Source organism: Bacillus sp. BP-3, assembly GCF_028401955.1.
Classification (GTDB): Bacteria; Bacillota; Bacilli; order Bacillales; family Bacillaceae_G; genus Bacillus_A.
In genome coordinates, this window is record NZ_JAQOTJ010000027.1 from 19996 (window position 1) to 30906 (window position 10911).

13 protein-coding genes are annotated in these 10911 nt (G+C 36.1%); 6 read left to right on the forward strand and 7 right to left on the reverse strand.

The genetic code is table 11. The annotated features are described in order from the left end of the window. Positions 1 to 28 precede the first annotated feature (28 nt). Positions 29 to 1174: a KdpD-like non-kinase potassium sensor gene (kdpDN, locus tag PLX19_RS24245; protein WP_272191456.1), complete on the forward strand. Its 1146-nt coding sequence runs from the start codon at positions 29 to 31 to the stop codon at positions 1172 to 1174. 56 nt (positions 1175 to 1230) lie between these two features. Here kdpDN and PLX19_RS24250 read toward each other — a convergent pair whose 3' ends face one another. Beyond that, positions 1231 to 2415, reverse strand: a complete 1185-nt coding sequence (locus tag PLX19_RS24250; protein WP_272191457.1) for an MFS transporter — start codon at positions 2413 to 2415, stop codon at positions 1231 to 1233. A 193-nt stretch (positions 2416 to 2608) separates the two neighbouring features. On the opposite strand from PLX19_RS24250, the gene PLX19_RS24255 reads away from it, so the two are divergent. Beyond that, positions 2609 to 3040: a MarR family transcriptional regulator gene (locus PLX19_RS24255; RefSeq protein ID WP_272191469.1), complete on the forward strand. Its 432-nt coding sequence runs from the start codon at positions 2609 to 2611 to the stop codon at positions 3038 to 3040. Positions 3041 to 3439: 399 nt separating this feature from the next. Next, entirely contained in the window at positions 3440 to 4294 is an 855-nt protein-coding gene (locus tag PLX19_RS24260; protein WP_272191458.1) for a patatin-like phospholipase family protein, read from the forward strand. A 32-nt stretch (positions 4295 to 4326) separates the two neighbouring features. Here the strand turns inward: PLX19_RS24260 and PLX19_RS24265 are convergent, their stop codons facing one another. Beyond that, a complete protein-coding gene (locus PLX19_RS24265) occupies positions 4327 to 5628 on the reverse strand; it encodes an NCS2 family permease (RefSeq protein WP_272191459.1) in 1302 nt (433 codons plus the stop codon). 233 nt (positions 5629 to 5861) lie between these two features. Between PLX19_RS24265 and PLX19_RS24270 the strand changes: the two genes are divergently transcribed. The 3 genes from PLX19_RS24270 to PLX19_RS24280 all read left to right on the forward strand — a co-directional run bounded on the left by PLX19_RS24270 (position 5862) and on the right by PLX19_RS24280 (position 8111). Then, positions 5862 to 6731 carry an SDR family oxidoreductase gene (locus PLX19_RS24270; protein ID WP_272191460.1) on the forward strand — a complete coding sequence of 290 codons (870 nt, stop codon included), beginning with the start codon at positions 5862 to 5864 and terminating at the stop codon, positions 6729 to 6731. 184 nt (positions 6732 to 6915) lie between these two features. Continuing rightward, positions 6916 to 7689, forward strand: coding sequence for a L,D-transpeptidase (locus tag PLX19_RS24275; protein ID WP_272191461.1), 774 nt, complete (start codon positions 6916 to 6918; stop codon positions 7687 to 7689). A 167-nt stretch (positions 7690 to 7856) separates the two neighbouring features. Then, entirely contained in the window at positions 7857 to 8111 is a 255-nt protein-coding gene (locus PLX19_RS24280; RefSeq protein ID WP_272191462.1) for a hypothetical protein, read from the forward strand. Between the two features lie 52 nt (positions 8112 to 8163). On the opposite strand, the gene PLX19_RS24285 is transcribed toward PLX19_RS24280, so the two are convergent. From PLX19_RS24285 to PLX19_RS24305, 5 genes are all read right to left on the reverse strand, one after another. Beyond that, the gene (locus tag PLX19_RS24285; protein WP_272191463.1) at positions 8164 to 8379 is read right to left on the reverse strand and encodes a DUF1540 domain-containing protein; all 216 of its coding nucleotides are present in this window, start codon (positions 8377 to 8379) and stop codon (positions 8164 to 8166) included. Between the two features lie 75 nt (positions 8380 to 8454). Further along, positions 8455 to 8877 (reverse strand): thioredoxin family protein, encoded by a 423-nt coding sequence (locus tag PLX19_RS24290; RefSeq protein WP_272191464.1) that lies wholly within the window; start codon positions 8875 to 8877, stop codon positions 8455 to 8457. Further along, positions 8877 to 9308 (reverse strand): disulfide formation protein C, encoded by a 432-nt coding sequence (locus PLX19_RS24295; protein ID WP_272191465.1) that lies wholly within the window; start codon positions 9306 to 9308, stop codon positions 8877 to 8879. Before PLX19_RS24295 ends, PLX19_RS24290 begins: the two co-directional genes overlap by 1 nt. Before the next feature lie 153 nt (positions 9309 to 9461). Continuing rightward, positions 9462 to 10349 (reverse strand): LCP family protein, encoded by an 888-nt coding sequence (locus PLX19_RS24300; protein WP_272191466.1) that lies wholly within the window; start codon positions 10347 to 10349, stop codon positions 9462 to 9464. Between the two features lie 122 nt (positions 10350 to 10471). Next, positions 10472 to 10711: a YhdB family protein gene (locus tag PLX19_RS24305; RefSeq protein ID WP_272191467.1), complete on the reverse strand. Its 240-nt coding sequence runs from the start codon at positions 10709 to 10711 to the stop codon at positions 10472 to 10474. Positions 10712 to 10911 lie beyond the last annotated feature (200 nt).

The following is a 10911-nucleotide window of genomic DNA, read 5'->3' on the forward strand; positions in this document are numbered from 1 at the left end:
ATTGTTTGGCTAGAAAGGGTGCATTTTGATGTATGCAGATGACTATAAGCCAACGTTTCAAAGGCGAACGCCAGAAGAATATTTAGAATATATTCGTCAACAAAATCGGGGGAAATTAAAGCTTTATGTCGGGGCAGCTCCTGGAGTCGGAAAAAGTTATAAAATGCTTTTTGATGCAAGAGAGATGCGAAAAGAGGGCATTGATGTTGTAATTGGTCTTATTGAAACACACGGCCGAAAAGAAACAGAAGAGGCGATTGCTGAGTTAGAAGCTGTTCCGTTAAAAGAGATTCATTACAAAGGGAAAGTGTTTCCAGAACTGAATGTCGAAGCAATTATAAAACGGGCACCGCAAGTTGTAATTGTAGATGAGTTAGCTCACACGAATATCCCTAGTTCGAAACATAAAAAACGTTATCAAGATGTCGAAGAATTATTGGATGCAGGCATTGATGTTCTGTCTGCATTTAATATTCAGCATTTGGAAAGTGTTCACGATATTGTTGAGCAAATTACAGGGGTCAAAGTAAGAGAGCGCGTTCCTGATTTCATTTTACAAAAGGCAAATGAAATTCAACTTGTGGATGTAACGCCAGAAGTACTTCGAAAACGATTGATGGACGGAAAGATATATAAGGAAGAAAAAATTCAGCGGAGTTTAAATCATTTTTTCACGCTAAATAATTTAGGAGCGCTCCGTGAATTATCACTTCGAGAAGTTGCGGATGATATGGACGAGAAAATTAGTCAATTTACTGAGGAACCAATTGGAGTGAAGGAAAAAATTCTAGTTTGCGTACAGTACAGTTCTACGGCAGAAAAGCTCATTCGCCGGGGGTGGCGCATGGCAAACCGTTTAAACGCAGAATTATATGTACTAAATGTAGAAAGAGAAAATATTGAATCTATGTCCGAAGGAAAGAAACAGGTTATTGAAGAATGGCAAACATTAACGAATCAATTTGATGCAACTTTCTTATTAGAAGAAGCACTAGGCAATAAACCAGCAGATGTCATTATTAAGGTGGCAAAAGACCGACAAGTCACACAAATTTTGCTTGGACAATCGGCAAGAACAAGATGGGAAGAAATTCGAAAAGGTTCCATTGTAAATGAAATTATGAGACAGACGAAGAACATTGATATTCATATTGTGGCGGATCAAAGAGGATAGGGAAGAGAATCTCTAAAAGCAGTTTTTTAGAGATTCTTTTTCATATCTACTAAATTCTAGATTTCTTCTTTTCTTGTATGAAAATGAATGAAATTCTTCATTGCGTATAAGAGAAACAATAGAAAAACTACGGATCCTGAAAAGAAAATCCAAAAGTAATTTTGATCAAATAATAGAAAACTACCAAGGAGCGGACCTACTCCCATTCCGAAGTAGCGAATAAAGTTATATATGCCAATAGCAGTTGCACGTTCGTCCACAAATTCTGCTGTTAATAAAGTTGTATGTGTTGGCATTGATAATCCCATGCTGAATCCGTATAAAGAAGTAACGATGATAAGGATAGGGATATTTATGTTATAGGTGATAGAAAATAATAAGATACATGCAATATGAAAGAAACTTGTAAAGAGTAAAGCATGTTTTGTCTGGATTTTCTTTTGCAACATTTTATAACAATAACTACCTAACATCATACATAATGACATGGGAACAAAGATGAGTCCAATTGTATCTGGATGAAGGTGAAATAAAGTTTTTAACATGGATGGTAAAAAGACAAGGAAGCAAAAATAAAGATAAAATTGCATAAAACCAATTATGACAATAGTAAAACCAATCTTATTTTGTAAAACGCGAAAATAGTGTTTCGTTGCTTGTTTTTTGGAAGAATCTGGTTTTGTTTCGGGAAGTAATATCATGTTTATAAGTAATAAAATAATACTAATTGCCGCTAAAAAGAGAAAGATAGAAACGTGTCCATTTCGATTCCCTAAATAACCTCCCATTAAAGGACCGATAGCAGGTGCAAGTGCTAAAAGTGTTTGGTACATACTCATTGCTTTGCCGCGCTCATTTCCTTCATATAAATCACCAATTATCGTAGCTGAAACAACGGGGATAGCTGCTGTTCCAAAAGCTTGAATAGCTCTAAAGACAAGAAATACATAAATATTTGGTGAAAACACACAACCTATCGAGCCGATGAAACTCATCAATAGACCTGGGATAAGAATGTATTTTCTTCCTTTTGTATCAATAAGGGGCCCATATACAATTTGCATAATCGCAAGTACAAAAGTAAAAACTGAAACAGTAAGATTGACTAAGTATAATGATGTGTGAAATGACTCTTGAATAATTGGCAAGATGGGGCTATACATATTTTGTGCTAGAGAGCCTAATAAAGCACTAATACAAATGACATAAAAAATAGGTGTACGGTTTGTTGTAGTTTTCATAAATACGCCTCCCATTTAGTTTCCTTGGAAACTAAATATAATTTTAACATGATTTTTTTTTTGTAAATAGATAGTGTAAATTATAATTTTAATATAGAACGCTATAAGATATAATTGTTTCTAAGGAAACTTAAATGTGTTTGGAGGGAAAAAATTGAACCGCACAGCTGAGCAAAAACAAATATTAGTCGATATGCAAGCACTTATTCATAAGAAAGAAGAGTACATGAAAGAAGGATATGAACAGTTTTTAAGTGAAATTGAGATAAGTGATATCTCATTATCGGAATTACATGTGATTGCCTGTATAGGGCAACAAGGTTTGATGAATGTAACAACAATTACTGAAAGTATGGGAATGACAAAAGGAGCCATTTCTAAAATTTGTACAAAATTATTTAATAAGAACTTTGTTGAAAAGATGAAAATGTTGAATAACCAAAAAGAAATATTTTTTCGTTTAACAGACAAAGGAAGAGAAATATATCATGCTCATGAAACGTTACATAATCAAGCTGAAGAAGCGTGGTTATCACTTTTGGACAAATATACAAAAGAAGAGTTGGTGGTTATTCAACAATTCATAGCGGATGTAACGATGCATTTAGGAACGAAGCGGAAATAACAGAAAGCTTTCGTTAGTAAGAGGAATTTCCTCTTTTTAAAATGGTATAATGTGGTTAAGGGAGAAGGTGCTTTTTATGTTCACAATGATAAAAAATAATGTATCGTTAATCGCAGGACTTAGCCTATTGATATTGGTTGTGACGAATTCTTTACTAAAAAATGATGTGGCGGTAATTTGTATAGATGTAATTTTAGTTTCAATTAATTTGATTTTATATTTTATATCTAAGAACTTTAAAAAAGTTAATTAGATATATTACCACATTGCCAGCATAGAAATATTTTCTTTCAGCTAGGTCGTCTGAATATGGTTTCTCAACAGTTTTATATATAATAGAAAGAGATAGTTAACAACGTGAATCATTACAAAGTATATATAGAATGAGGAGAGAGAGCCATGCTTGAAAATACGGGTTTAGTATTAGAAGGCGGCGGTATGCGCGGCGTATATACAGCTGGTGTATTAGAGTATTTTATGGAGAATGATTTACACTTTCCATATGTAATTGGTGTATCAGCAGGTGCGTGTAATGCAGCGTCGTATCTTTCAAGACAAAAAGAGAGAAATAAAACAGTAAACATTGAATATGTGACACATCCAAGATATTTATCGTATAAAAACTTTTGGAAAAAGCGTCAGCTCTTTGATATGGATTTTATTTTTCGTGAAATTCCGATGCAACATGTACCATTTGATTTTGAAACGTATTTTAATACGGAGCAGCAATTTCTTGTCGGAACAACGGATTGTGAAACGGGACAACCTGTTTATTTTGAAAAAGGCCGTTCACAGGAAGAAGCATTAACGGTATTACAGGCATCAAGTTCATTGCCTTTTGTTGCGCCTGTCGTAGAATTTGATGGAAAAAAATTATTGGATGGTGGCATCTCAGATCCGATTCCTGTTCGAAAAGCGCAGGAAGATGGTTACAGAAAATCAGTTGTTATTTTGACGAGGAATAAAGGGTACGCAAAGAAGAAATCAAAATTTGGATGGATTGCAGGGAAAGCATATAAAAAATATCCTAAATTAGTAGACGCAATGTTAACTCGTTACGAAGTTTATAATGAGACCCTTCATCATATTGAAAACGAAGAAACAGCTGGAAATATATTTGTGATTCGACCGACAGAACAATTACAAGTGGATCGTATGGAGAAGAATCCGGAAAAATTACAGCGCTTGTATGATCAAGGATATAAGGATGCTAAGAAAATGCATGGAGATTTGGTGCGATTCCTTAGTAAGTAAAAAGGTGACTCAAAATAATGAGTCACCTTTTTTTAATGCGGTATAAATACTAACTGATAAGCAAATAAAATACCAAATACATATATAAGCGGATGAACCGCACGGAATTGTCCTTTTGCTATTTTCATCAACGGGTATGAAATGAAGCCAAGTGCAATACCTGTTGCAATGCTTGATGTAAGCGGCATGCTTAAAATCACTAAAAATGCAGGGAAAGCTTCATCAAATGCATCCCAATCAATATGACGAACTGCGCCCATCATTAAACTACCAACAATAATTAATGACGGAGCTGTAATAGCGGAAACGCCAGATACTGCACCAACAAGTGGTCCGAAGAATGCAGTTACTGCAAATAATATGGCAACAGTTAATGTTGTTAAACCTGTACGACCACCAGCCGCAACACCAGCAGAAGATTCAATATAAGCAGTTGTTGGTGTTGTACCAAACATGGAACCAATTGTCGCAGAAATAGAATCTGAAAGAAGAGCGCGTCCGGAATTTGGAAGTTTTCCATCTTTCATAAGGCCGCCTTGCTGTGCAACTCCAAGAAGTGTACCTGTTGTATCGAATAATGTTACAAGGAAGAGCGAGAAAACAACGCCGTATAATCCGTAGTGAATGACATCAGATACTGCTGTAATTGGATTGGAAACAATTACGCCTTCTGGTAAACCAGGCAGAGAGGTAACTCCGTTTGAAAACGTTAATTGTCCAGTAAAGTAAGCGATAATTCCTGTTAATAACATACCGATAAATAATGCACCGTTTACGTTTAAAGACATAAGTACTAACGTAATCGCAAGTCCAGCTAATGCAAGTAAAACAGACGGAGAGTGAAGATCTCCAAGTCCAACTAAATTTGAAGGATGTTTCGTCACGATGCCTGTTAGGCGCAAGCCGATAAATGCGATAAATAAACCGATACCAGCTGTAATGGCATGTTTTAAGTTTTCAGGAATAGCTTCCATTAATTTTGTACGGAAAGAAGTTAATGATAGCAAAATTAAAATCATACCTGCTACAAATACAGCAGAGAAAGCAATTGCAAATGTCATGCCTTCATGAGTTTTTACAACTGAGTAAGCAAAGTAAGCATTTAATCCCATACCTGGTGCGATTGCAATTGGTAAATTTGCAAAGAATGCCATACATAATGTTCCGATAACAGCAGCGATGATTGTCGCTGTAAATGCTTGTTCAAATGGAACACCTGCATCACCAAGGATGACTGGGTTTACGACAATAATATATGCCATTGTTAAGAAGGTAATAATACCAGCTGTAATTTCATTTTTAATAGAAGTTTGATGTTTTGAAAGGTTAAACATAAAAACATCCTTTCTTTTTACGAATAATTGTCACAACAGTTATATATAATATTCGTTATTTTGTTTTTTGGCAAGAGATTTATCGAAAGAAATTCATTTTTTCAGTTTTTTATGGCGGAATTTCGAATGTTAAATGCGTTTTCTATGTATATATTTCGTTTTTTGAAAGGATTAAGTATATTTTTTTGTTTCGCGCATGATAAGAAAGACATATGATAAGGAGGTTTTAAAGTATGACACAACAAGAACAACCGAAGAAAACACTGCCCCCGCAACATCAAGAGAAACAGCCGGGAATTGAGAAAATCATGAATCCACGCCCAAAATGTATAGATGAGAAGTATATAGGAAGCGGGAAACTCCAAGGGAAATGCGCACTGATTACGGGAGGAGACAGCGGAATTGGGAGAGCGGTAGCGATTGCTTTTGCAAAAGAGGGTGCCAATATAGCGATTGCGTATTTAGATGAGCATGAAGATGCAGAGGAAACGAAGCGTTGGGTCGAATCGCAAGGTGTAAAGTGTTTTTTATTTCCGGGAGATATTAGTAATGAGCAACATTGCCAGCAAGTTGTAACAGAGGCAGAAGCGCAATTGGGGGGGTTAAATATTGTTGTGAATAATGCTGCGCAGCAATATCCGCAGCAAGGTTTAGAGTTTATTACATCAGAACAGCTGGAAAAGACGTTTCGAATTAATATCTTCTCGTATTTTTATATAACAAAAGTGGCACTTGCTCATTTAAAGCAAGGTGATGTCATTGTGAACACCGCTTCCATTACGGCGTATGAAGGAAATGAGCAGCTCATTGATTATTCAGCAACAAAAGGAGCAATTGTTTCTTTTACACGTTCATTAGCAAAATCTTTAGTTCCAAAAGGCATTCGAGTTAACGGCGTTGCCCCAGGTCCAATTTGGACACCGCTTATCCCGTCAAGTTTCAATGAGAAAAAAGTATCTGAATTTGGCAGCAATGTCCCGATGAAGCGGCCGGGACAACCGTATGAATTAGCACCGGCATATGTCTATTTAGCTTCAAATGATTCTACTTATGTTTCGGGACAAATCCTTCACGTTAACGGAGGGGTAATTGTTAATGGTTAAGTAGTATAGTTTCATTGTGACGAACGGTGTCGAATGGTCTTTAAAATGTGTCAAATCGCCGATACTTTTGAGAGCTGATCTTTAAGGTCAGCTCTCATTCATAAGAATTGGATTTATAGTAAAAACTAAATGAACCATAGTATATTAATGGTGAGATTTTGAGGGGAATGTGGAGGTGACATTGATGAAAAAAGCATGTTCACTTGCATTAGTATTTCTATTCTTTTTTTTATGTGTACCAATCATTTTTGCTGAGAAGGCAGATCATTTATTGCTTATAAATTTAGCAACAAATCAATTATCTTTTTTTGAAAATGGAAACTATGTGCGAACTTTTCCGATTACAACTGGCAAGAAAATTACACCTACACCAGAAGGAACGTTTTGCATTATTAATAAATATAAAAACAAAGAATATCATCGAAAAAAAATCCCGGGTGGTGCACCGAATAATCCACTCGGTACTAGGTGGATGGGTTTAAATAAAAATGAATATGCCATTCATGGGACAAATCGTGAATGGTCGATTGGTAGACGTGAGTCGAACGGATGTATTCGTATGTATGATCGAGATATTCAATGGTTGTATGATCGAATTCCATTACAAACGAAGGTAATTATTACTCATTTTCATACGTCTCCTGAATATGCGGCACATCAATTTGGATACCGGATTGTCAGCTGGAATGGACGTGTGTTAGAGGAAGACCAAATCGGGAAGATTACAACGATCGATCAAACGAAAATATATTGGCAAGAACCGAATGGTCAATTTACAGAAATTCAAACCGTATTACCGAATGAAGTATATCCTGTGTATTCGCAAGGAAAGAACGGACTTTATTATATAGGAAATAATTTGTATATTATGAATGAAAAAGAACCGACGGTAAAGTATGAGCAAGTTCCTTACTCTGTACTAAGTAACATATATAAACGTAAATATGAGGTGAAGTAAAGGGTACCGTTTGAGCATGGTATCCTTTTTCATGTCGCTATTCGTGGGCAATAAATGCCCGATTGGTTAACCATAAGTGAGAAAAGCGTCACTGATGGAAGTTTCACTTTATATCGCACTTGAATCCCTCTTTGAATAGAATGTTGTAAGGCGAGGGGGAGTATAAGGTGGAAAAGGAAGATAGTAAATTTGCATTTAAAATCTTTTTAATTACATTGTGCTTATTTGTTATATACTTGTATATTTCATTCATCTTTTCGATGTACATTCCGTATGTAGACTTGTTGTTATTAGTAGGATTCGTATGGGCATTTGTTGAAGCTAGGGAATGTGAAGATAGTATATATCACTGGATTACAGTAGGCGGATCGGCATTTATTCTTATTGTATATATTGCAATGATGCATGATGCTTGGAAGTAAGGGAGCGTACAAAAAGAAAGCCCATCTCATGCGGTGCGAGATGGGCAGCGGTTTAGTATTTCGGCTGAAATGTATGGCAACATGTTTCTACGCTTGTTATTGCCGAACTTTCTATCGTTTGTCCAGATAAAATTGTATCTGTATATGACTCGTCTTCTGAGTGTGTAGACTCTTGAGAGTCAGGTTGTACGAAGATGGCAGTTGCTTGACAAAAGTTACCTTGTCCCCAAAATGAGCAGTTAGAGACAGAGCATCGTACTTCTGGCATAGAATCCCCCTCCTTATACAAGTAGTGTGAGATTTTTAGGCACACTTCATGTATACAGGAAGCTTCCTTTTCTTGTTACTTTTTATTTTCTGTAAACCACTTTTTAAAGTTGTCTTTCGGCTGTTCTCCTTCAATACGGCTTACTTCTTTACCTTCTTTAAAGTGAACGATAGCTGGTGTACCTGTAATTTTAAATTCATCCCACACAGCATTTGGTTCATTTTCTAAGTCGATAACTTTCATATCAATGTTCATATCTTTTGCCATTGGCACGATAACTGGTGATACTTTGTGGCAGTGTGGACAGCTTGTTTGGTAGAAGTATATCGTTTGCTCTTTCTTTTCTTGGATATTTTTTCGAAGATCATCTAAAGAGATTTTATTTGTATAGTAATCTGTTGTGGTCGTGGTTTCTTCTTTTTTCTCCATGTTTGATACAGCAAAAATAGCGATTAATAAAGCGATGACAATACCGCCAAAAAGAAACATTTTCTTCATTACTTCATCTCCTTATTTGTTTTTAATAAAAGAAAACTACAAATTGAAATGATGATAAAAGCAATTAGTGCTAAAAATGGGATTGTGACGAAGCCGAACCAGTTAATGTACTGTCCTGTGCATGGAATTCGTCCGCATACTGCACCAGCTTCTGAAAAAGCAGGAACCTTTTGAATGGCATAATGGTATAGCGATATACAAGCGCCGATGCTTGCGATTGGCAAAGAATATGTGGCAATGCGGTAATCTTTACGCGCCACGGCAATTCCAAGTAGTAACACAAATGGATACATAAAAATACGTTGGTACCAACATAATGTACATGGTTCAAATTTCATAATTTCGGAAAAATATAAGCTTCCGAGTGTAGCAACAAATGAAGTTCCCCAAGCGGTAAATAGCAGAGCTTCTTGTTTTTTTTCACGGTCCATTTTTTATACCTCTCTTATAATAGTTACATACAAAATTATAGTACGAGGAGGAGGGGAAAAGAAAGCAAAACATTCGATATAATAAAAGTTTTTTGCGCTGAAAACTCGGAAATAAAAAAACAAGGTGAAATACACCTTGTTTTTCAGGGAATGTTACTGATTCACAGCTTTCGTAGAATGTATAAAAAACTCTTGAATTGCTTCTTTATTTTTTTGCGAATGAAGTTCTAATACTGCTCCGGCATGTTTATACGTTTTCGTTTCGTATCCATTTGCGACTGGAATTCGCATCGTTTCCACTTTTTCAATAGGGTGAGCGAGAACGTTACTGCCGAGTGAGAATAATGTTTGCGTATCCATGCTCGTTTGAATATAAGGGAGAAGATCATAAACAATCATAGGTAATTGGAAGACCCCGTCTACGGATTGCACCTTTTCGGTAAAGGCTTTTTGCAGAGCTTGCAGTACTTCTTGCTGGCGCCCTACACGTCCAAAGTCGCTTTCAGCATCATGACGGAAGCGTGCATATTTTAATAATTCTTTTCCGTGTAATTGCTGCGAGCCAGGTTGTACATGTAATCCCATATCATCGATAATTGTCTGCGTTACATTTACAGTAATTCCTTCTGGTGCAATAGTATCTACAATTTTTTCAAATGCAGCAAAATCAACTGTCACGTAATGAGATACATCGATTCCAAAGTTATGTTGGAGCGTTTTCCGTAATAATTCAGGACCGCCATAATAGTAGGCGGCATTAATTTTATTATACTTTTTATCGTATGTAGGAATTTCTACGTAGCTATCGCGCATAATAGAAGCAAGTTTGACTGTTTTTTCTTGTTTATTATATTGTGCGATCATAATTGTATCAGCCCTAGCTTGCGTTTCTCCGCGTGAGTCGCTGCCAATCAGGAGTACGTTCAGTAATCCTTTTTCGTTTTTTGTCCCTTGAAACTTCGGAGTTGTTTCTTTTGGCATTTTTTGACAACCGCTGACCAATAGGGCGATAAGTAAAAGTAAGTAAATGTGTTTTTTCACATCATCACGTCCGTTTGCTTTATATTCATAATATGTATTATGAACAGTCAGTTGGAAAAATATACTAAAACGCTACCCCGGTGCATCGGGATAGCGTCTTATCGTAGTAGGAACTTGGTTTGTTACATATAGACTTGCTCTGCATATGTTTTCTGCGTAGCATGATCAATATATTGAAACAACAGTTGAAGTTGTTTGTCAATTTCTGATAAATCGTTACTGTATTGATACGAGTGTAGGAAGTGTTCAATTCGCTTTGAAAACAACTGATCTTCTGTTTGTACCATAAGTACAAGCAGCTTCTCCCAATTGCAACAATATGTGTAATAAAGAGCTTTATCATAGTCGGTGTATGTGTGCATTGTGTGCCTCCTTTAATGAGGAGTTATATATAGTGTGTGACAGAAAAAAAGAAATACACTTGAAAGAATTTGTTAACAGAGCGAGGACTTGGCACAAGAAAACGAGGGAGATAATCCCTCGTTTTTCAGGCTGTGGAGAAAGTATTCTCCGCAGCCTGTTTTTGTGTCTGAACCTCTTTTTATCTGTCAACACTGATAAA

What these genes read in the sequence shown, in the direction of transcription:
- PLX19_RS24260 (WP_272191458.1), top strand. Translation starts at nt 3,440, where the DNA reads ATGCTTGAAAATACGGGTTTAGTATTAGAAGGCGGCGGTATGCGCGGC.
- kdpDN (WP_272191456.1), top strand. Translation starts at nt 29, where the DNA reads ATGTATGCAGATGACTATAAGCCAACGTTTCAAAGGCGAACGCCAGAA.
- PLX19_RS24250 (WP_272191457.1), bottom strand. Translation starts at nt 2,415, where the DNA reads ATGAAAACTACAACAAACCGTACACCTATTTTTTATGTCATTTGTATT.
- PLX19_RS24255 (WP_272191469.1), top strand. Translation starts at nt 2,609, where the DNA reads ATGCAAGCACTTATTCATAAGAAAGAAGAGTACATGAAAGAAGGATAT.
- PLX19_RS24270 (WP_272191460.1), top strand. Translation starts at nt 5,862, where the DNA reads ATGACACAACAAGAACAACCGAAGAAAACACTGCCCCCGCAACATCAA.
- PLX19_RS24290 (WP_272191464.1), bottom strand. Translation starts at nt 8,877, where the DNA reads ATGAAGAAAATGTTTCTTTTTGGCGGTATTGTCATCGCTTTATTAATC.
- PLX19_RS24295 (WP_272191465.1), bottom strand. Translation starts at nt 9,308, where the DNA reads ATGGACCGTGAAAAAAAACAAGAAGCTCTGCTATTTACCGCTTGGGGA.
- PLX19_RS24265 (WP_272191459.1), bottom strand. Translation starts at nt 5,628, where the DNA reads ATGTTTAACCTTTCAAAACATCAAACTTCTATTAAAAATGAAATTACA.
- PLX19_RS24285 (WP_272191463.1), bottom strand. Translation starts at nt 8,379, where the DNA reads ATGCCAGAAGTACGATGCTCTGTCTCTAACTGCTCATTTTGGGGACAA.
- PLX19_RS24305 (WP_272191467.1), bottom strand. Translation starts at nt 10,711, where the DNA reads ATGCACACATACACCGACTATGATAAAGCTCTTTATTACACATATTGT.
- PLX19_RS24275 (WP_272191461.1), top strand. Translation starts at nt 6,916, where the DNA reads ATGAAAAAAGCATGTTCACTTGCATTAGTATTTCTATTCTTTTTTTTA.